Genomic DNA, 22,688 nt, shown 5'->3' with positions numbered 1-22,688 from the left:
GAGTGATCAGACGGACAATGAGGCAAGAAGGCTATTCTAACAAGTGAAAGGCAAACACTTCGGACATCCCGAGGTGAACTTTGCCATTTCTTCAAGAGGAGGAAATCAATATGTGTGGAATTGTCGGTTATATTGGCGAGCAGGATACGAAAGAGATTTTATTAAAAGGGCTTGAAAAACTTGAATACCGTGGGTACGATTCAGCAGGTCTTGGACTGCTCACTGCAGACGGTGTAAAAGTTATCAAAGAAAAAGGGCGGATTGCAGATTTGCGCAATGCCGTTGACCCTTCTATTGACTCAAAGACTGGGATTGGCCATACGAGATGGGCAACACACGGAATTCCAGATCAGAAAAACTCTCATCCTCACCAAAGCGAATCAGGACGTTTCACATTGGTGCATAATGGAGTCATTGAAAATTATGTTCAGCTTCAAAAGCAATATTTGCAAGGCGTCAAAATGAATTCGGATACCGATACGGAAGTTATTGTGCAGTTGGTTGAGGTGTTTGTCAAAGAAGGGATGGCTACGGAAGCTGCATTCCGGCATACACTTTCCTTATTACATGGTTCCTACGCAATCGCAATGCTCGATTCCGAAGACCAAGGTACTATTTACGTAGCTAAAAACCGCAGCCCATTGCTTGTCGGTGTTGGGGATGGCTTCAATGTCGTCGCATCCGACGCGATGGCGATGCTGCAGCTGACAGACCAGTTCATCGAGCTGCATGATGAAGAAGTTGTCCTTGTTACTAAGGATGCGATCCGCATCATGACACTCGACGGTACGGACATCAACCGCGCGCCATATACAGCAAAACTGGACATGAGCGATATTGAAAAAGGGACGTACCCGCATTATATGCTCAAAGAAATTGATGAGCAGCCAGGCGTCATGCGTAAGATATTAACAGCTTATACAAACGGGCAAGAAGAACTTACAATTGATCCGGCGATTATCCAAGCGATTCAAGACGCCGATCGACTCTACATCATCGCAGCGGGCACAAGCTACCATGCGGGCTTGATCGGCAAACAATATTTTGAAAAGCTTGCAGGCATTCCTGTCGAAGTTCATATTTCCAGCGAATTCGGCTATAACATGCCATTGCTCTCGAAGAAGCCGTTGTTTTTATTCATCACCCAATCAGGTGAAACTGCGGACAGCCGCCAAGTGCTCGTGAAAATTAAAGCGCTCGGCTATCCGACAATTACAATGACCAACGTTCCGGGCTCCACATTATCACGGGAAGCGGATCATACTTTGCTGCTTCACGCTGGCCCGGAAATCGCAGTTGCATCTACAAAAGCATACACTGCACAAGTTGCGGTACTTGCGATAACTGCGTACGTTGTAGCGAAACAATTGAACAGGGAAACTGATTTTGATTTGAGACAGGAACTTTCCATCGTGGCAAATGCCATCCAAACCCTTGTGGATTCGAAGGATGATATGGAACAGATCGCAAAAGAGTACTTGGAAACAACACGCAACGCCTTCTTCCTTGGCCGCAACCTAGACTTCTACGTCAGCCTGGAAGGTGCTCTCAAGCTAAAAGAGATTTCCTATATTCAAGCAGAAGGCTTTGCTGGTGGAGAACTGAAACATGGAACGATCGCCCTTATCGAAGAGGGCACGCCAGTCTTTGCACTTGCAACTCAAAAATCCGTTAGCCTCAATATTAGAGGAAACGTGAAAGAAGTCGTTGCTCGGGGAGCGCATCCATGCATCATTTCCATGGAAGGTACAGAAGAGGAAGGGGACCGCTTCGTCTTGCCGCCGGTGCATGAATTATTGACACCGATCGTGTCGGTTGTTCCGTTGCAGCTGATTGCGTATTATGCTTCCTTGCATCGTGGATGTGATGTAGATAAGCCGCGGAACTTAGCGAAAAGTGTGACGGTGGAATAAGTTTTAATAAAAAAAGAATTGCCTTTTATGCCCTTTAGATGTGTTTTGTCTAAAGGGTTTTTTATTTTAAGCTTTGTTAGTTTTTGTTGTTGATAGCAAAAAAGAACTTCCCATTTTGTAGAAGTTCTATAATGATTATATTATTCGCTTTCTTAACTACTGCCCCTATAGTTTATGTGTAATTGTTCACAAATTTATTAATTAAATTGTTACATCGATTTTTTTTCGATCGCCATACGCAGGTTCGATATAACTCCAATTAGCAATACAATCGAACAAACCATTTGTTCAAATGGTGTTCCAAACAATTGTTGAATAAATCCAAAAGACCAAAGGACAACAAAAAACCAACATATAACTGTTATTCTTCTTAGGGATTTATATAGTTTAATTTTGCTAACAATTAACGTAAAAACTACTCCAATTATAGAAATAACGATATTTATTATAGATACTGGTAACTGTTCAGCTAACGATTCAGACCTTCCACCATTAACCCAAGTGAATGGAATAATTTTACTTATAATAAGAAAGTGGATTAAGATAGTCAAAGAGTAAAAAATAAATCCCATATATACAGCAGTTTTCATATTAATTCTCCTGAGTTTTTCTAAAATAGAATCACCTCATTTATCTTCTTATTTCAGTTTGTTCAATTATTTGCTTGCAACTCCATGAGATTGCTGCATCCATCCTCGAAGCTTCGATGGTAACGGTTGACGGTTTGAATGTGATAAAGACCCTTCGTAGGAATCTTGCCATCTAACCTTTATCAGCCACATACGTTTTAGAGGAATGCTAAGAATCGGTGCATATTACGTTTTCTTGCTAAAGTTTATGACCGATTGCTTTATCTAATACCTCTCTAGTTAATCTGCCCATTCCTTATGTCCTCGAAAAAGTCTTATTGTCACGGTTACTTGCAACCCAAATATATATTTGTACTTTGCAAGTTATTTGGCGTTCCATGAAAAGGAATAAAGAAAGAATAGTAACCAATACAATTGGATGCCCTCTGTAAGATGGGCGTTTCCAATCTCCCTGGTCACCGATTGTTTAATGGTGCAGTACAATGGGGAAAATAAACTACAAGGCATTGCCTATTAAATAAGTTGCTTTCTAAGCAAATTGCGCCCCAATATACATAGAATTTTGAAAAGGGGAACCGTTTAAGATCAGTAGTAAATACAACGCTAACATGAGGAGACCTGCCTACCATGGAAAATAACCCATCCTATTTTTATCATTTTCTAGAACCAATATCCGATGATTTGTCCCAAATGGCAAACGGGCTTGAAAAGAGTATTTATTCCAGTCCACAGACCATGTTGATGCATGCCCGGACATTTGTCGAAGCTATTCTCCAACGGGTGATGATTGCCGAACAGCTGTCAGGGGAAGATAATCTGACACTGAAAGAAAGGATTGATCTGCTGGAGAAGAAGGGTTTGTTGGAAAAGGAAGTCCTTGACGCACTACATCAAGTGCGGATGAACGGAAACTCAGCTGCGCACGAAACGAGAAATTTCCGATATTCTGAGGCACTCCTTTCTTGGGAGGCGATCTATTTGATCGTTCGATGGTATGTGAAGAAATACTCACCTCAAGATATAAAAGTGCCGGCTTATCAAGATCCGGAGCCTCGGAAAGGTGATGAAACCGAAGTGTCCGAACTGGAAGAGCGGCTGCAAAAGATGGAAGCCTTAATCCGTTCCAACATTCAACAACATAAAGGTCTCACTGAAGAAATGGAGACAGCTGCAAGTTCAAGTTCCCCTGAAGACGCACTGCCGGGTCTCGCATCAGTTCGCACAATTGTATATAAAGACCGCAGCTTGGAAGTCCCGCATTTTCTTCGGGACGCCTTCCTGCTGCCTCAAAGATTCGAGAAGTCAGAAAGTTACCTTTCTGTACTTGGAGCTGAAGAGGAAGTGAGAGTGATGAGTGAGCTGCCGAATAATCTGGAAGGATTACATGAGGATGTTGAAGGGTTTAGTGAAGAACATGACGAGATGTTATTTACAGAATTGAAACACTTAATTAAAGAAGAAACAGCCAGACGTGAGGTGGAGCTTGGGCATCCAGGAAAACTCATTCTGTTTTACAAGTCGGATTATGTCATCGTTACCGACCCATTGGCGAATATTTCGCTCTCCGAGGAAGAATTCGATGGACATCCCAGTCTCTTTCACCAGCTGCAAGAAGACCAGATAGAACGGGTGGGGCAGCTTCCCAAAGACCTGGCTACTTTGACTAAATATGACGACGTTGGTTTAGCAGAAGTGGAAGAACTCTTTGGGCAATTGAAAGGGAAATAAACCTTCTGTAATGTATTGTATCTCTATTGGACAAATACTTGACAATGCCATGTTTATTGAAGAAGGAATTTTAGAAAAAAATAAGCGTTAGGCGAAAAGCCGGCTCTTTATCAAAAAGAACCGGCTATTTTATTTGATAAGTAAAGGAATGGATAAAATGTCCTGACTATCTTGTAAATGTTATGAAAATTGTTTTATCTGCTATAATTATACCAAGTCTGTTACGTTAATCGATAAAAGACAGAGAGAGGCATTTCGTTATCGTCTATGTCATTTAATTGTGGAGGTACATATGAAAGCTCATTACTATTTAGGTTGGTTTACTACTTTCTTTCCAGAGAAATTAAGCAAGGCATTACGGAAGGATATAACTGATAGAAAATCGGTAGTTATGATTAGCTCGAATCCATCTGTATTCGAAGAGGATGGTGCTACTGAGCGTTCGTGGCTGGATCAGGCTGGCATTATATTTCAAGAGTATCATTTAATTAACTATCGCGTACAGAAAGAAGACGCCCAAAGGTTGATTCAACAGGCTTCGGTCATTTTCTTGTTGGGTGGAAGCACTATTAATCTTAATCGTTTTTTGATGGAATATGACTTGTCAGAATGCATTAGAAACTGCAGAGCCGTTGTATTAGGGGCCAGCGCTGGCGCAATCAACATGTCTGCCAAATGGTTATGCTCAAAAAACTTAGGCTATGACATTCCAAAAAGTTCTGTTTATGACGGTATCGGGCTTAGCGATTTTTCTATCCTGTCACACTTTGATCTTGAAGATAACATGGAGCTTGTTCGTGACGAGCTGTCTCCTCTGTCAGGAGAAATGAATGTTTTTGCCTCTAACAAAGATTGTGCTGTACGAGTAAAGGGAGACCAAATTGATATCTTTGGCCATGTCTATTTAATCTCCCGTACTACTATCTTGAAAGTAGAAGAGACCTCAAAGTTTTGTTGATTGAAGGCAGTTTTTTTCATTAAGGGGGAAATGGAAAGTGGGAAGGAAATATAGTAAGTATTCGATCGTTCTTGTTGTAGTTGGAATATTTATTGCGTATATGATTTTTCCACCTATTAATATAACCTTTGGAAAGTGGTCTATGATTGCTATACCGATAGGATTTGCTATCTATTTAACAGGTATAACTCTTGGAATTATTGCATTCATCAAGAAAGAAAAAGGGTTTATTAAATATCTATCGTTAATTTCTATTTTGCTTGGTGTCTTGTTTGTAATATTCCTATCGTTTATATTCGGTGGTGAAATCTAGTAATATCGAATATCAAGATATCATTTTTATATGGATTGGAGAGTTGATAAAACAGCGTGTTCTATGGAAAATGCCGTCCTGGCTATAGCGGTTTCAGATTTAAGTTCCTGGTGGATGGGCTGGTGTCAGCTTGGAACAGCTTGTCCAATATGGAAAAGTGGAAGTGAGAAATGGGTCGGCCAAACAGTTAGATCGAGGGTTCATGCCTAGTGCTTAGCCTGTTTGCTTAACTTCGTTCTTAACAACTCTTACAACCTTTTATATCTTAATAAAAATTGAGGGATTGCCAATGAATATTACGTATCAATTGATGACTTCACTGAGCTTTGAGGAAGCACATGTCCTCTTTAATCGTGGGTTTGAGGGCTATTTGATGCCGATGAATTTATCTCTCGACACATTTATCGGACGTTTTGGAAATGAAGGCTTGTCCCCGGCATTGTCTATCGTTGCATTTGATGGAGCTAAACCGATTGGCTTTGTACTTCAGGGAATCAGAGAAGCGGACGGACAAAAGATTTCCTGGAATGGCGGTACGGGTATCGTTCCTGAATATAGAGGCAAGAAGCTGGGGAATGGATTGATGGAAGCAGCGGAGAGTGTCCTTAGAGAGCATCATGTTTCTACAGCAACATTAGAAGCCCTCTCTGAAAATAAAGCAGCCATTGCTTTATATGAGAAGTGTGGATATCAAGTAGTGGATGATTTGCTGTTTTTGCGTGGTAACGGAATTTTGGATGCTCAGCTGCCGGATCTTGAAGGCTATGAACTGCAAAGGATACCGGCTGTTCAATCGATTGGATCTAATTTATTTCCAAGTATGGTCCCTTGGCAAACAGATTCGAGTAACACGCCAAAAGCGGGTGGTGAAGTCGTCTTGATAACGACGAATGGCGAAGTAGAGGCAGCTTGTTTAATTCGAAAAAAACAAGTGTTTGGCAAAGATGCGGAAGGCATCACTCTCTTTCAAGTAAGAGAAAATGGGAATGATGGCGCTCTTTCTAAGCTTCTGGCGCATGCTCTGGAATATGACCGTCCAATCACACGTACAACATATAATTTCCTGAAAGGAAATGGCCGTGTTGTTTCCTGTCTATTAGCTTTAGGTTTTGAAAATACGTCAGTATCTCAAGTGTTTATGACAAAAAGTTTTGGCATATGATAAAACTAAGCAGCAGGCTCATAAGTGGGAACGGACATCGATTTACCGAGTATACATCCGTAGGGGGCGAAATGAGTATGGCAAAAAAAGCTTACGGAGAACTAGTAATAAGTAAATCATCTCAGCAATTATTCGCATGAGGTGATTTTTGGAGAATTGTACTCAGACGAACAAAGCAGTATAGTTGGAACAGAAGTTAATAACTGAAAATTATTACAGATGGAGTTGAGTACGATGATCAAAGGATTCGGTGGAGTATTTTGGAGAACTAAAAATTTGGAGTCTGTAAAAAGGTGGTACGGCGAAGTATTACAACTAAATCTAGCGGAGTGGAATGGGACAGTAATTACACCCCAAATTGGTAATGAGACTGTATTTTCTTTATTTGAAGAGAATGATCCCTATTTTCCAACGGATCAGCAAGTCATGATAAATTTCCAAGTTCATAATATGAACGAAACGATTCAGCATCTGGAGAATGTTGGAGTGCCTCTTGCTAAGCAAGAAGAAAACAGCGAGTTTGGAAAGTTCGTTTGGATTCATGATCCAGAAGGACGATTGATCGAACTTTGGGAGAAAAACAGCCTTTAATTCGCGATTGCTTTCGTTATAACAAGCTATATTAATTTCTACTTGGGGGGATACAATGATTTTTGAAATGACTACACAAGTACGTGTTTCCGACATGAGGGAAGGACAAGAGTGGTATAAAATATTACTAAATAGGGAGCCGGATTTTGTTCCACATAGTGGATTTGCGGAGTGGGAAATCATTCCTGGCTGTTGGCTGCAGGTGTCAGAAGGAGTTCCAGCGGTGGGGAATGGTCCCATGCGCTTAGGAGTTCGTAATTTGGAAGCTGAAAGGGTTCGACTTGTTGAACAGCTGCAAATTGATGGCTTTGAGATTTTCTCAAGACCTGAAGTATCAGCTAAATGGTGTACGTTCTCAGACCCTTGGGGCAATCAAATCGGTTTTTTTGAGTACTTGGATAAGAATGAAGAACAAGTAAGAATTGCTTCAATAGTAGGTAAAGCAAAGAAGTAGGATAATGTAGAGAGAGCTTAAAATGCTTTTAAGTTCTCTTTCTCTAATTATAAGTAGGTCAATTATTTATATATAGAAGAGTAAAAAACAAATACATAATATACGAAAACATAGAATTTCGGATACAGTTTCGTGTATTGAGGATTGGATCTTTCCGATGTTAGCTATTTGTCATACCGGGGTACGTACGTAAGTGATCAGATATCATGAGTGAAATCGCTTGGGAGGGGAACCAATGGCATATTTTTTATTACTTGTCGGGTTTGTACTGTTAATAAAAGGAGCTAATTATTTTGTTGATGGATCCTCTAATATTGCAAGGCTGCTTCAAGTTCCGCCTATATTGATCGGATTAACTATTGTAGCTTTCGGAACAAGTTCTCCCGAAGCGACAGTCAGTATTCTGGCTGCTCTTGAAGGAAATGCAGATGTAGCGGTGGGGAATGTCGTCGGCAGCAATATTTTCAATATCACTCTTGTTGTCGGTCTAACTGCTTTTCTATATCCGTTAAAAGTGGAAGCAGAGACCATAAAAAAGGAAATCCCATTTACACTACTTGCAAGTGTGGCTTTGCTTATTCTTATGAGTGACGTTGCATTGCAGGGGTATAGCGAAAACATGATTACAAGAAGTGACGGCTTCATCTTCATCTTGTTCCTTTGTATTTTTGTTTACTATATTATTGAGGTTGGTCTTAAAAGCAGGAAAAACGCAGTGAATGAACATGACACTGAAAATAGTAGCTGGGGTAAAAATATATTCATTACAATAATAGGTCTGGCAGCGATCATTTTCGGTGGGGATTTAGTTGTAAATAATGGTACGAAAATCGCCTACTCCCTTGGTATGAGTGAAACACTGGTTGGTCTTACGATTATTGCGATTGGAACTTCACTTCCTGAACTTGTGACTTCCATTTCAGCAGCATTGAAGAAAGAGAGTGAAATTGCTCTCGGGAATATTGTAGGAAGCAATATTTTTAACATTTTATTTGTACTCGGTGCCTCGGCTGTCATCTCCCCATTACAAGTGAATGACAAAGTATTTATGGATGTTGTATTTATGATCGCACTGACTGTAATTTTATTGATTTTCTCGAGGACCGGTTATAAAATCGGAAAGCGGGAAGGCATGGTGCTTGCCGTGGTCTACATTATTTATTTAGCATATATAATAGTTCGGAATTAGTGAATATAATTAGTTAAACACCAAAAACGGAATCGAGAGCCATTACATTTCGATTCCGTCTTTTTTGTAGTCAATTAGGTCTTCTCTGAAAAGGCATGAATGGAGTTTATATGTTTTATGCTCCTTACACGTGATGTGTGATCACCAATTATTTATCTATATCAAGTTTCCTAACATTTATAGCTTGACGTGATTGTTCTTTTAAATTTGGATTTTCGACAAGGTCAAACGATACGATATCACCTTTTGTAAGTGATTTATAATCGTTCATTTCAATATTACTGAAGTGTACCCATACGTCATCTTCACCTTCCATCGATATCCATCCCCAACCTTCTTCTTCGTGAAAGATGCGACAGACCCCTTTAATGTTACGGCTCATAATAAATCCTCCTTTTTGAGATAGTAATTCCTACATTTGACTTCATTATAAAGTAAGCTAAGGTTAACAGAGCTTTGGTTTTTTATCAGATACAGTAGATCACCTACAAAATGATATTGGAGATATTGTATTTAATAAAAGCTAAACTACATTTGTTGCGCCAATAATTCGCTGGCCATTTATCCCTAAAGAATATACCAAGATTGAAGCTGAATGAATAACTGCTAAAAAATATTGTTGACGAATATTTCAAACTACTATAAGATTGAAGTCCTGCCAACAAGTTGTTGGCGTCTAGGGGACTTTTGATAAGTTCATTCTTATTTTGGAGGATGGATCAGATGAAGAAAGAGCAATTAATGGATAGTGCGCGAAAGATTAAGTCAGCAGCGTATGTGCCTTATTCGAAATTTCCAGTTGGGGCGGCACTGTTGTTGAAAGACGGTACTGTCATTAATGGGGTGAACGTGGAGAATGTCTCGTTTGGAGCTACGAATTGTGCTGAACGGACAGCTATCTTTACCGCAATCGCAAATGGTTACGGGAAAGGCGACTTTCGAGCGATTGCAGTTGCAGGAGAAACAGAAGATTTTCTACCGCCTTGCAGTATTTGTAGACAAGTGATGGCCGAATTTTGTTCACCTGACATGCCTGTCTATTTGACGAATGATAAGAATGACATTCTGGAGTTAACGCTCCGTGATCTTCTTCCGTATGCCTTTACAGATTTAGAAATGTAAATAAAGTTATTTAATTGATTTAAACGCTATAGCCATTCTATTGAACAACTCTTGTTCTTTGGAATGGCTTTTTTTATGAGCTGTTATTCATAAAACGGACATAAAATAAGAGCAAATTTAGTTTCGTATAAATTTTTTATTTGCAAACAGCGAACAGATTTTATACAATTTCCTACATAGTTTAATTAGAGTACTTTAATTGAACCAGAAGAGAAAGGAAGTATAACATGAAGTTCACACAGTTTATAAAGAGTAAAGGTGCCACTTCCTCAATCTTTATGGGGATTTTCTATGCGGTATGTATGTTGGGGATTTTTCTGCCTGGTTACACGGCGATTCCTAAAAATATTGACCAATTATCAATTGCGATAGTCAATGATGATGTTGGACAAATTGGTGAGCAAATTGAAGAGAGTCTGGCTGGTCAACTGCCATTCGACAAAATAAAAACAAATCTTTCAAATAAAGAAGCCATGCAGGAGCTGGAAGATAATAAGCTGGCGTTGGTCATCCATATACCTACAACATTTTCAAACGAGTTACAAAATAATGCGGGTCCCTCCAGCATAGATTTTACGTTGAATGAGGCGGGTGCCACAGTTGTTTCTTCTACAATGAATCAAGTTATTTCCCAAATTAATTCGCAATTGCAGGAGCAATTTTCACAGCAGACGGCAGAAGGGGTTCTTATGAATCTTAACGTGCCTAAGGAGCAAGCGGAGGAATTGGCAACTAAAATTGAAAAGAGCTACGTCGGTCATGTCGTAACAATCAATGATGTACCGGACGGCATGCACAATAATATGCTGCCTATGTTTTTAACGATGGCATTGTATGTCGGCGCAATGATTGCCGCCATGCAATTGGTTGGTGCATTTAGAGCAAACCGCGGTAAAACGACCAAAACACGGCTGTTTATCTATGTTCAATTTACAGCAATCCTTGTCGGAATAATGGCAGGTCTCGTCTCTGCAGGAATGGCAGTAGGCATCAATAATCTGAGCGGTGATCAATTCGTACAAATCTGGGCACAACAAATACTAAACTATTGGGTATGCTTCAATTTCACAGCCATAGTTGTGTTTTTGATTGGTGAAGCAGGAATGGTCTTGAATATTCCCATCCTATTAGTCCAGACGATTGCAAACGGCGCGACGATCTCTCGAGATATGATGTATGCTCCATATGAGTGGGCTAGCCATATCACGCCGATGTATTATTCAGTACAGGCCTATTTTGCGAATCTTTTCGGCAGTACAAGCGCCAGTCCTTATCTAATCGGTTTAGCTGTGGTTGGCCTTGCCGCCATGCTTCTTAATATCATAATTGTTTGGCTTCTCCACAAGCCGGTCGACCTAATCGAAAATCAGGAAGCGGAAACGGCGATTGGATAATGAGAGCTGAAGGAAATACTTAGTTTTGTTACAATAAAACTATTATTTGCCTAAGGAGCTGAAGCAATGGCAATCCAAATTTTCATCCTCACACAGCTGATGGAGGAAGATACGTATCCATACAAATTAAAAAAGCAGTTAGCGGATTTGCAGCCGTTGGAAAAGATAAATGGCCTGACGGAAAGCAAGCTATATTACCATTTTGAATCGTTAGTGAAACAAGGTTTAATTGAGGCGAAAGAAATAATAAAAGAAGAGCATCGACCTGACAAGCAAGTTTTTGGCATAACGGAAAAAGGTCGGGAAATACTGCCCATAAAGATCTATAAGCTTTTTGAAAGTGCCGAAGACATCGGGGATATGGTCATTGGGTTAGCTAATATGAAGTATGTCGAACGCGGTAAGGTCATCGGTTTATTAGAAAAAAAGATAGACAAGATTAATAAATCGCGCGAGCAGCTGTGCCAAATCGATGCATCACATTTAATAGGGCCAGAGCATAAGGTGTTTGCCGAGTTTGTGGATGATTATGCGCACTATAAAATAACCTCTAATCTCTCATTTTTAGAGCGATTAATTAAGCATATCGAGAAAGAAGAAATATGAGGAAAACTATTGCTAACTGATTATATAAAATGGTATAATTTTCTTAACAACATCGAAGGGAGTGAGTTAGTGCAATGACTAATTTAATGAAGATCACCTTAAAAATTACATGTCCTGCCTCTCACTCTTACGGCTTTACTAGGTAGCTTTTTGACTGCGAGGTCAAACTGCTTATAGTACAGAACAGAATCTGAGCTACAAGGTAATTTTTTCTACCTCGTAGCTTTTTCTATTTTTAGGGTCTTATAAGAGTGAGGCAAATGTAGTTCCAGGTGATCGTTCTCAATTACTGGGAGGTAATTGAATGAAATACGGAGGACTGCTTGTACCCAAAGACCAAAAAGAAAATAGGGAGTGTCTGTAATGTTGAAATTGAAATATTTATTTAATCATGTCGATTTGGCTGAAATGCTAGTGAGGTATTGGGAATATGATGAATCATCACTTGAGATGTTCAAGTATTATCGAGTTTCCTCCAATGCCATCTATCCATTTCAGAAAGATGGATCAACACAGTTGTTGCGTTTCTCTCCAAGATCAGAGAAGCTACACGAGAATTTATTGGCTGAACTTGATTACATTGCGTATTTGAAGACTCAAAAGTATGGTGTGTTGGAAGCGGTTGTTTCGAAAGAGGGAGAGAGGCTAGTTGAAGCAGATACGCCTTGGGGCGAGTATTTCGCTTCAGTGTTTAAACGGGTACCAGGCGTGCAAATCGGTAACACCGATTTAGACGATGGAATCGTTTTTAAGTACGGGGAGGCATTAGGGTTGCTCCATCAGCTGTCTAGCAAGTTTACACCATCTGTCAGTAAACGCTGGTCGTATAGAGACGTATTGGATTGGGTACAAACGATACTTATGGAGTATCCAAATGAAACGGCGGCTTTAGCGGAAACGGAAAAATTGAGGAGTTATTTTGACTCAATCCCTAAGAAATCAAGCAATTATGGGCTGATTCATTATGATTTTGAATTTGATAATGTTTTTTATGATGAAACGAGCGGATCCTGCTTTGCCATCGACTTTGATGACTTCATGTATCACTGGTATGTAATGGATATCGTACAAGCGATGGATAGTTTGGAAGATTGCATTTCGGCCGAACTGCTTCAACAGAAAAAACAATGCTTTCTGGATGGCTACCAATCGCAATTCGACATTTCAAATGACGCATTTGATTTGATACCGGCTTGTAAACGATTTGCCGATTTATACAGTTATGTTCGTCTTTTGCGATCTTTAGAAGAAGCGTGGGAACACGAACCAAAATGGATGGTCGACTTGAGACAGAGACTTATTGGAGCTATGAAAAATGATTCCATTAATTTTGGTAACGATTTTTAAGAAAGCCGCGAAAGCGAGAAAAGATGACCTCAGCACGTTTGAGGTCATCTTTTTTGAAAAAAGCTATGTATTTTACTAAAGCATCTTATTGATATTAATGGTAAGCTGGAATAAAGGAAAATATGAGCATCGATAGAAAGAGAGCGTAATATGAGTAAACTCACATTGTTTTTTAGGCAGGATAACAAGATTAGCAAGAAATTGATACTCCTGCTGTTCTGCCTGTGCTTTGGAACTTACAAGATATTTTCTCAAGAGACGGGCCAAGTATTATCTATTATGTTAAGTGTATTTTTTTACTTGGCAGCTATTTTGCTTGCGAGAGATATTATTTTGCAGTTAAAAGCCTATCGCAAACGAGACACTGCAAAGTAATTTCCAGGCGCCTAGCTTAATTACAAGTTGGCGCCTGGCGTGTTTGTTAGTTAGTGGTGATACATTGGCAGACGGTGGTTGTTCATGATGAACAACCACTACACGAGCTGCAGGAACTGCAACCGCTGCCGGAGTGGGTGGATTGGGTCACTACATCTGAGCCAGGCTGATATTCATTCACGTGACTGGTAAGATCATGCCAATCCTCATCCTGCTCCTTGTCTTGATCGACACCGCTTGCATAGCCTATTCCATCTCCATTATACCCATCATGCTTGCTCTTTCGCTCTTCAATTTCAATTGCGCCATATGTCCCAACCCCGAAGAGAGCCGCTCCATACCAATAGCCCTCAGGTTGTTGAACTCGTTGCGTAAGTCTGTTATCTTTTCTCTCCATCAAATCCTCTGCAAATGCAAGAAATGCATCCATCGACTCAAGCGTAGGAGCCGCTGCACGACGTTTGCCAAGCTCCGATTTTATTTGTGACGATTGGTATTTAATATTTTGCATCCATCTTTCATGCTCTTCTCGCTCCTGTAAAAAATCACCCCATAAATAGGAATGATCTGAGATGGGGAAAAAGGAAAGATACAGAATATCGAACCATGCACGTTCCGCCGGTAAGTGTTTCGGCTGGCCATGCGGATGATGTTCAATTCGCTCACCGATAAATTCAGTACTGAACTTTTGATACAAGGTGTCTTCTTCAAGAAATAGATGCCATATGTCATCAACCTTTTGGGAGAACATGGGCAATCCTTTTGAAAAGCTTGCTAGCAGCAAGAACTTCTTTAATTCGTACCAGCGTGCCTGTATTTCATATGGAGGCAAGCTGCCATTTTGTATACAGTATCGTTCATTCACAACTTTTTCTATCTCATTAGTCCATGCTTGATTAAATTGCTTGAAAAGTTGTTTGGTCGCCTGATCAGCCCAAATCGGCGGGTTCAACTTTGGAGAACGTCTAGGCCGTTTCAATCGATTCGATTTCGACTTTATTACTACGGCGTAAATGAGGAACACAACAGCAACTGTAAGCATCCATCCGCCCATACCATCAACTCCTTATCATTACTTCCATTTTAGCTATTATTAGGAGAAGCTACAATAGTTAGGAAGCCACTAATCTTCAAGTGATTCCTCAACGTAAATAAAGTCCATGGTTACGGCGCTGGGTTAGATACCGGCATAATTGCGTATAAGGGTGCAATGAAAAATGTGATAATAATGAAACTTATCATTCAATAAGAACGTAACCAAAGTAAGACATTTATTGCTACCAAATAGGCAGTGATCTCACGGACCTAAAATAGGCCCTTTTTATACCGGTTAGCTTTTTTAGCGATGAAAATTTCCTAACGAAAGAGGAACTGGACCAGGATGGTAATTAAATATCTTTCGCAAATAGAAAGAATAGGTAAGGGGTGTTTGAGTGTACGAAATTAAAGATTCCTATTTCATCGTAATCGATCCATTATTCATCATCATTTCTGTCGTCACCGTGTTGCTAGTAGTGACTGCCTTTGTTTTTTATAGAAGAAGAGTTCGCCAGGAAAAGTAGAGTGCGGACTTACTGTATAGTTGTTTTTATTTGTTCCAATTGAAGCAAAGCAATGTCGACAGAAGTTTCGATATATCCTATGATCTGCTCGAGCGTAAAAACCTGCAGTTTATTCTGGATTACGAGTCCTTGGTCATATGACAGATCAGCAATAACATGAGGAATGAACTTTTGTATATCAATACTTTTCACTTCCAAAAGATCCGGGACAGAGTAAGACTCCTGAAGATAATACAGCAATTCATCTCGATTGCCATAATGCTCAAGTAATAAGCCATTCAACATGCGGAAATCGTTGTGATATCGTTCATAGAGTTTCTCGTCGGCATTCATGCGATTTTTTAGCCATGAAAGATAGAAGCCTTGAAGCCAAACATTATCTGCGATCAAATGAGTGTAATACCCGAGCAGATAAGGGTCTTCTATAGATGAATCATAGTTATTGAGAAAGCCGTTAAAATCTATGCTTCTAGTGTATTTTTCTGTTGCGCCAATAAAATAATGTGACAGTTCTTTTGGAGATACCGCATCCGGAGCAATCCCTCCTAACAACAATGCAGTTTTGTTTTCGATTGATAAATGCTCCGCGATTTGATTCGCAATCAAGAGATGCATGATTCTTGAGCCCATTCTGCTCATCCTCTCATAATGTAATAATTGGTAGATTTGTATTGATGATTCAATCTTATCCCTCTTTGATGAATTTGTAAAATTGGTTTATTTTATAATTTTGATTGAAATGTTTTATATAGAAGTGCACACTTTTGTTTGTGAGCAAGATCAAACATTTATTGCAATTGCAGATAAATCGAATTCCACGAAGACAGCGGAATCTCATTATTTTGTTCAGTCAATTATTGTGCAAAAGTAAAGAGACTTGAACAAGAATAATTCATCAGAATACGAAGAAAGGAAGGTGAACTTCATGGCCTCATGGATATTTTCAATGCAGTTATTTTATTTATTAGTGTTATTGCCTATTGGAATTTTGATTGTGTACACGGTAGGTACTCTTGCACAACGTTTGCTAATAGGTAAAAAGGAGAGTAAAGAGAAAGGGCACCATTCTAGTAGTTCTAATTATTATGATTCTTAAAAGTAATAATTCAGTTATAATTGAAAGACAAGGAAGGGGGATAACCAATCCCACTTCCATTTTTGCATCCAAAGGAGGTAACTGAATGATTTATATGGAAACCCAAAGATTGCGATTGCGAGACTGGGAAGAAAACGACTTTGCTATATTCTGTGAAATGAATACAGATGAAGAAGTGATGGAGTATTTTCCTAAAACCTTAACTGCTGAGGAGTCGCTTCATTTTAACCAAGCAATTCAAGCGGAGCTAAAGGAATGCGGTTTTGGATTATTTGCAGTGGAAGAAAAGGAGCAAAACGAGTTTATCGGATTTATTGGTTTTCACAAGGCGTCATTTGAGGCGGACTTTACCCCTTGCGTCGAAATCGGATGGCGACTCAAGAGGGAGGCTTGGGGGAAAGGATTTGCAACAGAAGGTGCTAGGGCTTGTTTGCATTATGGTTTCACTGAATTGGGATTTGAGGAAGTCTATAGTTTTACTTCTGAAATAAATGAGCCATCCCAAAATGTTATGAAGAAGATTGGCCTGGAGTTCAAACAATTCTTTGAGCATCCAAAACTATCTTTGGATAGTCCGTTGCGAAAGCATGTGTTATTTCATATTCACCGAGATGACCTTTTGGAAAGAAGGGTGTAAATGAGCATTTATCCTAATTGTCCGCAGACAATTCGAAAGCTAAAAATGGGTGGGTTTACGAAAAGGCAGCTAATGGAGGAACTGAACCGGAAAGCAATTCACATCAATGCACTGGGGGAGCAATTACTTTCAGATGAACGCTTTACCCTTTCTGAACATACATATCAGCTAATTACTGTCGAGCTAAGCGTCAGGGATCTTGGATTAACAGAAGGGGCTTCACTCGAACAAATTTTTGAAACTGCAGAACAGCTCGGGCTACAAATCGGTCCTGTCGAAATGGGTCTGTATATACGGCTAGCTTATCTTGATCAGCCAGAAGGGTCAGCAGGCAAACCAGCCAGAACACAACGAGCTCCATACGGTTCCATCACGATTGCAACAGAGATTATGGACGGGAGTGATGAATTTCCAAAGGGTTTTTATCTTCGTCGGATCAATGGAGAACTTTGGCTACGCGGGTACGTTGCTGATAATGAACATATATGGGATCCGGATGACAGGTTTGTTTTTTGTCAATCCGAGTGTAAAGAAATGAACATGAAGTGAGGTGAGCAGTTTGATTTTGGTCAGCTCCTGCTTAGCCGGGTTGCCCGTTCGCTATAATGGGACAGGATGTCCGAATGGTTTGATTGAGAAACTATTGGCGGAAAATAAAGCGATTATAGTATGCCCTGAATTGTTAGGAGGCTTTACTACCCCCAGAGAACCTGCCGAAATTATCAGGGGAGATGGGGAGGATGTATTGGATGGAAAAGCAGAAGTCATTGAGAAATCTGGCAGGAATGTCACGGACCTATATCTAAAAGGAGCCCGACTGACATTAGAAAAAGCCCTCGAGTTGGGCGTGACATCAATCGTCCTCAAGGAATCCAGTCCATCGTGCGGCAGCTCTATGATTTACAATGGAGAATTTAGTGCTAAGAAAATTGCTGGTGTCGGAGTGACAACTGCATTACTTAGGAGACATGGATTGCAAGTTATTTCTGAAGAAGATCTTCCGGCATATTTGGATTCTCTGTAACAAACAAAAGAGGGAAGTGCATTTCGTCAAGCACTTGCCTCTTTAGCATTTTGTATATTTCAATCATTCAAGCCTTTCCCAGCCAGGATGTCAGGTATGCATTTCTCAATTCGTGATTCCCGGGTTTTAGCTTGTTTTGCCTGGGAGAAATAGAAACAATAAGCTCTTTGTCGGCCGGGAGTAAGTTTTTCAAAAGCCTTTTTCAAGTCAGCAATCTCTTCAAATTTGGCTTGCAGTTCTTCCGGTATGTGGAGCTCTGTCTTTTTTGTCACTTGCAAACCCGCCTTTTCCACGGCAATGGCTTGTTTAATATAATCCTTTAGAATTTCTTCTTTTTCCAGTACTTCCTCCAGTTGAGTGAAACGGATTTGACGGGCCGCTTGTACATTTTCTGTCTGCTGGATGAGGAGACCCAGCGGATCTTCCATCAGAGCTCCTTTATGGAATAAAAGCGCACAATAATCCTTAAATCCATGAATTAACACAATGTTTTTTCCTTCAAATGTATAACACGGATGCATCCACTTGAACTCTTCGGTCAGATCGCAATCCAAAGCGATTTGTCTCAGCTTTTCAGACTCTTCCTTCCACTTTTTTGCATTGCTCATATATTCATCAACCTTCGGATTTGTTTTACTCTGTACCAACGAAATCCCTCCTTCTCATATGATCAAACTTCAATTCCTAAAACGTGGCGCATACTGTAGTGAAGAGAAAATTTGTAGATCTTATGTTTGAACAAGATAAGATACATAAAGTAAAAATAATCTGCTACCGTGAGTTTGAAATGTAGCTAATAAAATTTCCACATCACAACGAAATATAAAGTATTCCCTTTAAGATCCGAAAAAGCTTCGGAACATACAATTTCCTCGTTAATGGAACTTTCAAATTGATTTCGTTTGTTCAAAATGTACAGAGCCTTTGTAGGATTGCCAGCCTCATTTCTTCAGGCATCTCTTTAATTATAATATCGCGCCCTAAAAACAGCAGCCAATTTATCATCTCATCTATTTCATTTTCATTGTCCATTTGTATGTATGTTTTCAACAAGGCTGTCGATTGAAAAGGACTCGTATAGGTAAGGGTAACTTTCATAGGATGGTATTTCCTGAATTGGCCAATGGCATTCGGTCCAAGCTCGAGGACAAGATTGTCCGTATTAGTTTGCGTCCTTATTTTATTGGCAATCGTTTTCTCGCCGATTCGCTTACTGTTCGAATACTTTTCGACCTGCTTGAGCTTATCTACGGCAAATACTTTTCTGTTTTCATCTAGTAAATGGAAACCTTCAATCATCCATTGGTTTCTTTCTTGATAAAGATGCAAAAGATAAATGGGATACGTTCCTTCCAAAGTGGAAATTAATAAGTAGCGATCGGATAAAAGCAGTTGGATCAGTTGTTCTAGCATCGGATGGGGAAGGTCGGATAGCTCTAATAAATCATGATTCGCCGGATTGGTACCTGGAAAAAGTAAAATTTCATTGAGCAAGACTAAATCGTCTTGCTGATTTACAGACAAGAGTCCTAGTAATTTTTCTGCCAATGATTGACGACTTTTGAGATAGGGCAGTTGTTGATTTCTTGTTGCCATAAAGGCAATAAAGAGGGCTTTCACCTCATTGTCGGTGAAGCGGACTACGGGCAGGACCGAATTATGCATGACAGAATAGCCCCCGTCCCGACCGACTTCAGCGACCAGTGGCATGCCCATTGCTTCAATTTCACGGATATCCCGAATGGCAGTTGAACGTGAGATAGTAAATTCCTGCATTATTTCAGAAATCGTGAAGTGAGAACGATTATTGATATATCGCATGATCGTATTGATCCGTTCCACTTTCTTCATCGGGACCTCCAAAAACAGTATCGTTTTTTGACATGATTAACGATTATTATAAACCTATCAAGTGAAAAGACAACTCATTTGAAATAACAAAAAGGGTGGTTGCGAAAATGGTTGAATATGCGATTGAGCAAAAAGATGGTTTTACTGTAGTGGGGATTGGTGTTGAGCTGACAAGCCATTATACGGATTTTGCAGGATTAAACAAGGAAAAGTCTGATTTCTGGGAAGCGATCAGACAAGATGGAACACTTGAAGCATTGCAAGCCGTAGCTTCCAACGACTATCTGTTTGCTGTTAGTGAAGCTGTGAACAATAAAATGATGTACTATGCAGGTGTTAGGACTGAAACGAATGTACCAAATGCAACGAGAATGATCCAGTTCCCAAAAGGAGCATACGTTGTAGTCAAAGGAGAAGCCCATACAGCGGATGAACTGAACAACCAACTTACAGGAGTTGCCTTTGGTCAGGTACTTGGAGAAGTGACAGAGTATGCCTATGTGGGAGGACCGAATGCAACTGTTGAGATGGGGAATCGGGAAGGAATGGTTTATGGTGAAATGTGGATTCCAGTCGTGAGGAAATAATCGTAAGAAGGAGCGAAGGCGTTGTCCTAGGTTGTTGATTTCAAAAATGTGTCCACCATCGGGTTAGAATCTTCCCCGGTCGCCGAAGCGATTGCTGGCTTGCGTGCAAATGAAGCCAGGTACTTTATGAATAAATAGAAGCACGAGTTTATAACAGTTTCTGCAAGTAAAAGCCGGGAGACACTTGCTTATGTAAACATAATTTAAAAAGATGAACGGGACCTCGAATTTGCAGCCAAACCGTTAGAGACATCACGTTTTCAAGTAGATACCATTCACATCGCATATGTCTTCTGTGAAGATGGCCCGTGTGTCAATGTCATGTATACCATGGATGACAATAAGAAACGTGCTGTGAGATTGAAGCTATCTGATGGTATGGAAGTGCCTAATGTGTTAGAAGGGAAGTTTAGTTCGCGAGACAGAAATTAAAGCTGGCCGGCACTATCCGCGGTTCCTACTTTGTCATTAAGAAGGAGTATGAATTGCAGCTTTAGAAAGTAAATTAATTTGAAATAGACTTGAGAAGTGATACCTCTTTGGATAAGATTGTCTGAAGAGGTTTTTTGTGTAGGGATATTAGGAGGGTTCAGCTTGGCAGTAGTGTATGATCTGAACATGGATGTAATAGCATTAATTGCGAAAGCAACTGGTTACACTTTACTCGCATTAATGGTAGCACAACTTTATAGAAAGCAATCAAAAAAACCGCCAATTATTGCGATTATTCTGGTCGTCTTATTCGGTTTATTTTCTTTTACTATAAATATACCAATTAATGATTCATTTATCTCTTTATCCATTTTGCCTCTAGGTGTTTGGATTTTATTTTTTATCTTAAAACGTAAAGAAGGACGTTGGGCTACCTATCGATCGTATGCCTGGCTGGGATTTGGTGCAAATTATCTCTTCCTGGCCATTCAATTACTCGCGATCCCAATCCATTATTTTGTTTATCCGGAAGATAAGCTGGAGACCTACTTTGCTGTTATAGAAAAGGCTGCCGTTATTCCGACTCATCCATCTGGATCGGAGTCTTGCTTGGATGAAAAACGACTGATCGAACAAATAAGGTCGGCGAAGGAGGAGCCGTTTTTTTCAGAAGAATGGTACTATGAAACGTTTGTTGGCTCAGAGTCCGGAACAAAGGAAAGGTTTCGATATTTATTAATAGGAGTGGGGCCGAAATGGAGTAGCGGATTGCATGCGCTCACATTTATTGAGAAAGATGGAAGAGGCATATTAGTCACGTCGCGTAAACACCAGCTTTATTATCGAATGGAAGATTCGGTTTTCTGTCGGTAAGAAAAGGAATGGATCTTTACTTTACGCTTTTAAAAAGGCTTTTTTTATGAACGTCAATTACAAAAACAATTGCAAACTAGAAGGGGGAGTCTGTTGTTAATCCATTTGTTTTCCTCTAAATAATTAATTAATGATCCAAGGGAGGTACGGCACTTGAAAAAGCGGTTAGTAATGGGAGCGGTTGTCGCCTTTGTTTTATGTTTCGGATTCATATATTGGTTTTACTTTTCAAGTCCCTCCTCATTCCCTACAGATCAAGAAGTAACAGAAAGAATCAACAAAGCTTTTCCGGGAGCTGTTGTGTCAACCGTTTTAGATAAACTTCCAGCTGATGAGCGTCATCTCGTTATACCGGCAGAAGATGATTATGGTCTAAGCTACTGGGTATGGGAGCATCGGGAGTGGAAGATAGCTGAAGTGGATGGCGGAGGCAGGCCAAAAATATGGAAGGTTAACGTGAAGGATCCCTCTTCCTATCGAATTGTTTGGAATATCCGGCCGGATCAGCAAGCTCAATCGGTATCTTTTTACGCTGTTCAACACCGGAATTATAGTTGGGGAGATGAAGTTGGTCGATATGTACCTAGAATTCAGATGGAAAAGGAAGTACTCCTCTCATCCTCGCAGTATGGCATGATAGCTTTTCCAAATGAATGGCTGAGCTATCTAGAAAGCGAGCAGCAAGCGAAGACCTCTCCTATTCATGGATCAATGTTGACATCTATGTATATGGATCCATCACTTCAATTTGGATGGAATTTATATGATGAATCGAAAAATGAATTGAATGGTACTTGGGGCCGGCGGTCGGGGGAATCCTATTCTTACGAGCAAGAAAACATTGAGTTTCTTTTGTCTATATACAAATCGGAGCTTGAATAACA

General features: G+C 40.0%; 25 protein-coding genes and 2 pseudogenes. 20 read left to right on the top strand and 7 right to left on the bottom strand.

Translation table 11 applies throughout. From position 1 onward, the window contains the following. The first annotated feature begins 110 nt into the window (after nucleotides 1-110). Nucleotides 111-1,913: a glutamine--fructose-6-phosphate transaminase (isomerizing) gene (glmS, locus tag NCCP2222_RS00315; RefSeq protein WP_248508495.1), complete on the top strand. Its 1,803-nt coding sequence runs from the start codon at nucleotides 111-113 to the stop codon at nucleotides 1,911-1,913. Nucleotides 1,914-2,122: 209 nt separating this feature from the next. On the opposite strand, the gene NCCP2222_RS00310 is transcribed toward glmS, so the two are convergent. Both NCCP2222_RS00310 and NCCP2222_RS00305 read right to left on the bottom strand, forming a co-directional pair. Then, nucleotides 2,123-2,503, bottom strand: a complete 381-nt coding sequence (locus NCCP2222_RS00310; RefSeq protein WP_248508493.1) for a hypothetical protein — start codon at nucleotides 2,501-2,503, stop codon at nucleotides 2,123-2,125. A gap of 69 nt (nucleotides 2,504-2,572) precedes the next feature. Then, nucleotides 2,573-2,855: pseudogene (locus NCCP2222_RS00305) on the bottom strand (IS1595 family transposase); the annotation flags it as partial. 275 nt (nucleotides 2,856-3,130) lie between these two features. Between NCCP2222_RS00305 and NCCP2222_RS00300 the strand changes: the two are divergent. From NCCP2222_RS00300 to NCCP2222_RS00270, 7 genes are all read left to right on the top strand, one after another. Further along, nucleotides 3,131-4,231, top strand: coding sequence for a DUF4145 domain-containing protein (locus NCCP2222_RS00300; RefSeq protein WP_248508491.1), 1,101 nt, complete (start codon nucleotides 3,131-3,133; stop codon nucleotides 4,229-4,231). A gap of 292 nt (nucleotides 4,232-4,523) precedes the next feature. Then, complete coding sequence (locus NCCP2222_RS00295; RefSeq protein ID WP_248508489.1) at nucleotides 4,524-5,189, top strand: Type 1 glutamine amidotransferase-like domain-containing protein; 666 nt, start codon at nucleotides 4,524-4,526, stop codon at nucleotides 5,187-5,189. Between the two features lie 37 nt (nucleotides 5,190-5,226). After that, the gene (locus NCCP2222_RS00290) at nucleotides 5,227-5,502 is read left to right on the top strand and encodes a hypothetical protein (RefSeq protein WP_248508487.1); all 276 of its coding nucleotides are present in this window, start codon (nucleotides 5,227-5,229) and stop codon (nucleotides 5,500-5,502) included. A gap of 289 nt (nucleotides 5,503-5,791) precedes the next feature. Beyond that, on the top strand, nucleotides 5,792-6,664 hold the full coding sequence (locus NCCP2222_RS00285) for a GNAT family N-acetyltransferase (RefSeq protein ID WP_248508485.1): 873 nt from the start codon (nucleotides 5,792-5,794) through the stop codon (nucleotides 6,662-6,664). Nucleotides 6,665-6,898: 234 nt separating this feature from the next. Then, nucleotides 6,899-7,255: a VOC family protein gene (locus NCCP2222_RS00280; protein WP_248508483.1), complete on the top strand. Its 357-nt coding sequence runs from the start codon at nucleotides 6,899-6,901 to the stop codon at nucleotides 7,253-7,255. Between the two features lie 55 nt (nucleotides 7,256-7,310). Then, entirely contained in the window at nucleotides 7,311-7,709 is a 399-nt protein-coding gene (locus tag NCCP2222_RS00275) for a VOC family protein (RefSeq protein ID WP_248508481.1), read from the top strand. Nucleotides 7,710-7,944: 235 nt separating this feature from the next. Then, nucleotides 7,945-8,898 carry a calcium/sodium antiporter gene (locus tag NCCP2222_RS00270; RefSeq protein WP_248508458.1) on the top strand — a complete coding sequence of 318 codons (954 nt, stop codon included), beginning with the start codon at nucleotides 7,945-7,947 and terminating at the stop codon, nucleotides 8,896-8,898. Between the two features lie 148 nt (nucleotides 8,899-9,046). Here NCCP2222_RS00270 and NCCP2222_RS00265 read toward each other — a convergent pair whose 3' ends face one another. Continuing rightward, nucleotides 9,047-9,280 (bottom strand): cold shock domain-containing protein, encoded by a 234-nt coding sequence (locus NCCP2222_RS00265; RefSeq protein ID WP_248508456.1) that lies wholly within the window; start codon nucleotides 9,278-9,280, stop codon nucleotides 9,047-9,049. 341 nt (nucleotides 9,281-9,621) lie between these two features. Between NCCP2222_RS00265 and NCCP2222_RS00260 the strand changes: the two genes are divergently transcribed. The 4 genes from NCCP2222_RS00260 (at nucleotide 9,622) to NCCP2222_RS00245 (ending at nucleotide 13,367) form a co-directional block, all read left to right on the top strand. Continuing rightward, nucleotides 9,622-10,020, top strand: a complete 399-nt coding sequence (locus NCCP2222_RS00260; protein ID WP_248508448.1) for a cytidine deaminase — start codon at nucleotides 9,622-9,624, stop codon at nucleotides 10,018-10,020. Between the two features lie 227 nt (nucleotides 10,021-10,247). Further along, nucleotides 10,248-11,414, top strand: a complete 1,167-nt coding sequence (locus NCCP2222_RS00255) for a YhgE/Pip domain-containing protein (protein WP_248508446.1) — start codon at nucleotides 10,248-10,250, stop codon at nucleotides 11,412-11,414. 66 nt (nucleotides 11,415-11,480) lie between these two features. Further along, a complete protein-coding gene (locus tag NCCP2222_RS00250) occupies nucleotides 11,481-12,020 on the top strand; it encodes a PadR family transcriptional regulator (RefSeq protein ID WP_248508444.1) in 540 nt (179 codons plus the stop codon). A 363-nt stretch (nucleotides 12,021-12,383) separates the two neighbouring features. Next, nucleotides 12,384-13,367, top strand: coding sequence for a phosphotransferase enzyme family protein (locus NCCP2222_RS00245; RefSeq protein WP_248508442.1), 984 nt, complete (start codon nucleotides 12,384-12,386; stop codon nucleotides 13,365-13,367). Between the two features lie 457 nt (nucleotides 13,368-13,824). On the opposite strand, the gene NCCP2222_RS00240 is transcribed toward NCCP2222_RS00245, so the two are convergent. Beyond that, entirely contained in the window at nucleotides 13,825-14,796 is a 972-nt protein-coding gene (locus NCCP2222_RS00240) for a glycine-rich domain-containing protein (protein ID WP_248508440.1), read from the bottom strand. A 379-nt stretch (nucleotides 14,797-15,175) separates the two neighbouring features. Between NCCP2222_RS00240 and NCCP2222_RS20690 the strand changes: the two genes are divergently transcribed. Then, nucleotides 15,176-15,304, top strand: coding sequence for a hypothetical protein (locus NCCP2222_RS20690; RefSeq protein ID WP_282570618.1), 129 nt, complete (start codon nucleotides 15,176-15,178; stop codon nucleotides 15,302-15,304). 9 nt (nucleotides 15,305-15,313) lie between these two features. Here the strand turns inward: NCCP2222_RS20690 and NCCP2222_RS00235 are convergent, their stop codons facing one another. After that, complete coding sequence (locus NCCP2222_RS00235; RefSeq protein ID WP_248508438.1) at nucleotides 15,314-15,934, bottom strand: zinc dependent phospholipase C family protein; 621 nt, start codon at nucleotides 15,932-15,934, stop codon at nucleotides 15,314-15,316. 551 nt (nucleotides 15,935-16,485) lie between these two features. Between NCCP2222_RS00235 and NCCP2222_RS00230 the strand changes: the two genes are divergently transcribed. From NCCP2222_RS00230 to NCCP2222_RS00220, 3 genes are read left to right on the top strand one after another with little or no spacing between them, the layout of a single operon-like run. After that, nucleotides 16,486-17,037, top strand: coding sequence for a GNAT family N-acetyltransferase (locus NCCP2222_RS00230; RefSeq protein ID WP_248508436.1), 552 nt, complete (start codon nucleotides 16,486-16,488; stop codon nucleotides 17,035-17,037). After that, nucleotides 17,038-17,586 carry a helicase gene (locus NCCP2222_RS00225; RefSeq protein ID WP_248508434.1) on the top strand — a complete coding sequence of 183 codons (549 nt, stop codon included), beginning with the start codon at nucleotides 17,038-17,040 and terminating at the stop codon, nucleotides 17,584-17,586. Nucleotides 17,587-17,596: 10 nt separating this feature from the next. Then, entirely contained in the window at nucleotides 17,597-18,061 is a 465-nt protein-coding gene (locus tag NCCP2222_RS00220; RefSeq protein ID WP_248508432.1) for a 2-thiouracil desulfurase family protein, read from the top strand. Nucleotides 18,062-18,120: 59 nt separating this feature from the next. Here NCCP2222_RS00220 and NCCP2222_RS00215 read toward each other — a convergent pair whose 3' ends face one another. After that, nucleotides 18,121-18,708, bottom strand: coding sequence for a YdeI/OmpD-associated family protein (locus NCCP2222_RS00215; RefSeq protein ID WP_248508430.1), 588 nt, complete (start codon nucleotides 18,706-18,708; stop codon nucleotides 18,121-18,123). 259 nt (nucleotides 18,709-18,967) lie between these two features. Continuing rightward, nucleotides 18,968-19,912 (bottom strand): helix-turn-helix transcriptional regulator, encoded by a 945-nt coding sequence (locus NCCP2222_RS00210; RefSeq protein WP_248508428.1) that lies wholly within the window; start codon nucleotides 19,910-19,912, stop codon nucleotides 18,968-18,970. A gap of 107 nt (nucleotides 19,913-20,019) precedes the next feature. Between NCCP2222_RS00210 and NCCP2222_RS00205 the strand changes: the two genes are divergently transcribed. From NCCP2222_RS00205 to NCCP2222_RS00190, 4 genes and pseudogenes are all read left to right on the top strand, one after another. Further along, complete coding sequence (locus NCCP2222_RS00205; RefSeq protein WP_248508426.1) at nucleotides 20,020-20,499, top strand: GyrI-like domain-containing protein; 480 nt, start codon at nucleotides 20,020-20,022, stop codon at nucleotides 20,497-20,499. 48 nt (nucleotides 20,500-20,547) lie between these two features. After that, nucleotides 20,548-20,996: pseudogene (locus NCCP2222_RS00200) on the top strand (phage tail protein). Between the two features lie 97 nt (nucleotides 20,997-21,093). After that, nucleotides 21,094-21,804 (top strand): hypothetical protein, encoded by a 711-nt coding sequence (locus NCCP2222_RS00195; protein ID WP_248508424.1) that lies wholly within the window; start codon nucleotides 21,094-21,096, stop codon nucleotides 21,802-21,804. Nucleotides 21,805-21,957: 153 nt separating this feature from the next. After that, a complete protein-coding gene (locus tag NCCP2222_RS00190) occupies nucleotides 21,958-22,686 on the top strand; it encodes a hypothetical protein (RefSeq protein WP_248508422.1) in 729 nt (242 codons plus the stop codon). The last annotated feature ends 2 nt before the right edge of the window (nucleotides 22,687-22,688 follow it).

This window comes from Sporosarcina sp. NCCP-2222, from assembly GCF_023168145.1.
Taxonomy (GTDB): domain Bacteria; phylum Bacillota; class Bacilli; order Bacillales_A; family Planococcaceae; genus Sporosarcina.
The sequence above is the reverse complement of the archived record's forward strand: the minus strand, read 5'-3'. Positions and strand labels throughout refer to the sequence as shown.

Excerpts from the sequence above, each read along its gene's own strand:
- NCCP2222_RS00295 (WP_248508489.1), top strand. The coding sequence starts at position 4,524 with ATGAAAGCTCATTACTATTTAGGTTGGTTTACTACTTTCTTTCCAGAG.
- NCCP2222_RS00270 (WP_248508458.1), top strand. The coding sequence starts at position 7,945 with ATGGCATATTTTTTATTACTTGTCGGGTTTGTACTGTTAATAAAAGGA.
- NCCP2222_RS00250 (WP_248508444.1), top strand. The coding sequence starts at position 11,481 with ATGGCAATCCAAATTTTCATCCTCACACAGCTGATGGAGGAAGATACG.
- NCCP2222_RS00285 (WP_248508485.1), top strand. The coding sequence starts at position 5,792 with ATGAATATTACGTATCAATTGATGACTTCACTGAGCTTTGAGGAAGCA.
- NCCP2222_RS00300 (WP_248508491.1), top strand. The coding sequence starts at position 3,131 with ATGGAAAATAACCCATCCTATTTTTATCATTTTCTAGAACCAATATCC.
- NCCP2222_RS00255 (WP_248508446.1), top strand. The coding sequence starts at position 10,248 with ATGAAGTTCACACAGTTTATAAAGAGTAAAGGTGCCACTTCCTCAATC.
- NCCP2222_RS00275 (WP_248508481.1), top strand. The coding sequence starts at position 7,311 with ATGATTTTTGAAATGACTACACAAGTACGTGTTTCCGACATGAGGGAA.
- NCCP2222_RS00230 (WP_248508436.1), top strand. The coding sequence starts at position 16,486 with ATGATTTATATGGAAACCCAAAGATTGCGATTGCGAGACTGGGAAGAA.
- NCCP2222_RS00225 (WP_248508434.1), top strand. The coding sequence starts at position 17,038 with ATGAGCATTTATCCTAATTGTCCGCAGACAATTCGAAAGCTAAAAATG.
- NCCP2222_RS00245 (WP_248508442.1), top strand. The coding sequence starts at position 12,384 with ATGTTGAAATTGAAATATTTATTTAATCATGTCGATTTGGCTGAAATG.
- NCCP2222_RS00260 (WP_248508448.1), top strand. The coding sequence starts at position 9,622 with ATGAAGAAAGAGCAATTAATGGATAGTGCGCGAAAGATTAAGTCAGCA.
- NCCP2222_RS00280 (WP_248508483.1), top strand. The coding sequence starts at position 6,899 with ATGATCAAAGGATTCGGTGGAGTATTTTGGAGAACTAAAAATTTGGAG.
- NCCP2222_RS00235 (WP_248508438.1), bottom strand. The coding sequence starts at position 15,934 with ATGGGCTCAAGAATCATGCATCTCTTGATTGCGAATCAAATCGCGGAG.
- glmS (WP_248508495.1), top strand. The coding sequence starts at position 111 with ATGTGTGGAATTGTCGGTTATATTGGCGAGCAGGATACGAAAGAGATT.
- NCCP2222_RS00265 (WP_248508456.1), bottom strand. The coding sequence starts at position 9,280 with ATGAGCCGTAACATTAAAGGGGTCTGTCGCATCTTTCACGAAGAAGAA.
- NCCP2222_RS00310 (WP_248508493.1), bottom strand. The coding sequence starts at position 2,503 with ATGAAAACTGCTGTATATATGGGATTTATTTTTTACTCTTTGACTATC.
- NCCP2222_RS00210 (WP_248508428.1), bottom strand. The coding sequence starts at position 19,912 with ATGAAGAAAGTGGAACGGATCAATACGATCATGCGATATATCAATAAT.
- NCCP2222_RS00240 (WP_248508440.1), bottom strand. The coding sequence starts at position 14,796 with ATGGGCGGATGGATGCTTACAGTTGCTGTTGTGTTCCTCATTTACGCC.
- NCCP2222_RS00205 (WP_248508426.1), top strand. The coding sequence starts at position 20,020 with ATGGTTGAATATGCGATTGAGCAAAAAGATGGTTTTACTGTAGTGGGG.